This is a genomic window from Actinomycetospora sp. (assembly GCF_055612215.1).
On sequence record NZ_JBVPVA010000173.1, the window covers coordinates 1 to 1,296 of the forward strand.

The 1,296-nt window shown below is 76.3% G+C and carries 2 protein-coding genes; both read right to left on the bottom strand.

Annotated elements, in window-relative coordinates:
- Positions 1-171 precede the first annotated feature (171 nt).
- The gene (locus AC0CYZ_RS04800) at positions 172-852 is read right to left on the bottom strand and encodes a maleylpyruvate isomerase N-terminal domain-containing protein (protein WP_472212861.1); all 681 of its coding nucleotides are present in this window, start codon (positions 850-852) and stop codon (positions 172-174) included.
- A 28-nt stretch (positions 853-880) separates the two neighbouring features.
- Positions 881-1,296, bottom strand: a 416-nt coding sequence (locus AC0CYZ_RS04805) for an LLM class flavin-dependent oxidoreductase (protein ID WP_472212863.1), incomplete at its 5' end; no start/stop codon positions are given.

The window sequence follows — 1,296 nt, forward strand, 5'->3', positions numbered from 1 at the left end:
CGACTTCGGCATCACGCAGCCGCGCCGGGACGCGCTCTACCAGCGGGGGTACGACGCGGCGTCGGCGTTCCTGGCGACGTTCGAATGGGACGCCTACCGGGACCGGTTCCGCGGCGAGGTGCCTGCCGCACGGGAGTAGTCCTCGTGGTCCCGGCGACCACGGGGGCGCGCCTACCGCGGCTGGTCGTCGGTGCGCAGGCCGAAGACCGTGAGCGGCTCGAGCCACGGCTCCGGGTCGCCCTCCCAGGACCACGCCCGCATCTGGTCGACGCTGCGGCGGCTGAACACGCCGCGGAAGAACTCCCACGGCGCCACCTCCACCGACGCGACCGGCCCGTCCCCGCCCGATCCGCCGGTCCACTCCTCGCCCCCGCAGCGCACCGTCAGCGTCCCCGCGCGCTGGAGCCCGCGGACCGTGCCCCGGCAGAACAGACGCGCGGCGTCGCGCCAGCCGTCCTCCGGGGGCACCGGGTCGGCGAGGGCCTCGGCGATGTCGCCCTCATGGACCAGCACGTCGGCCGCGGCCGGCGGCGGGATGCGCCGGGCGTCCAGGCCGGCCGCGATCGTCCCGACGTGCGGCGCCCACTCGTCGAGCACCTCCTCGACCGGCACCCCGAGGCGCGCGTCGACCTGCCCGGCGGTCCACTCGTCGTCGGGGGGTCCGGAGATGCGCCCGGCGACGGCGTCGACGGCGATGCCGCACAGGTGGGACGCCACGCTGTGCACCGTCCAGCCGGGGCAGGCCGGGACGAGGGCGTCCAACGACGCGGGGTCGGTGGCGGCGAGCGCGCGCAGGCGGGTGTCGAGGCGGGTGAAGGCACCGCGGTAGGCCTCGCCCAGGGGGACCGGCATGGCGCGCAGCATGCCAGCACGGGCGGGGTCAGCCCTCCCGCAGCGCCGGCGCGACCTCCCGGGCGAGTAGCTCGATCGACCGTGCGGCGTACTCGACGGGCATGCCCGGCCAGTCGGTGCGCAGGACGAAGTGGTCGACGCCGAGGTCGAGCCAGCCCGCGAGCGCCTTCGTGCAGTCGTCCGGGGTCCCGATGACGAAGCGGTCGTCGGCCAGCGCCTCGAATTCCATGCGGAACGACTCCCGGTCGGGCATCACGCGGTCCTGCCCCCAGTCGGCGTACACCGCGTACTTCCCCGCCAGGAACGGCCGCGCCCGGGCGAGCGCCTCCTCGCGGGTGTCCGCGCAGAACACCTCGCGCATGAGCGGGCGCGCCGCGGCCGGCCCGCGGTCGTGGGCCGCGCGCTCGGCGTCGAAGAGCTCGAGCTGGCGACGCACCGTCGTCG

Coding starts and splice junctions, on each gene's coding strand:
- AC0CYZ_RS04800 (WP_472212861.1), bottom strand. CDS start 852: ATGCCGGTCCCCCTGGGCGAGGCCTACCGCGGTGCCTTCACCCGCCTC.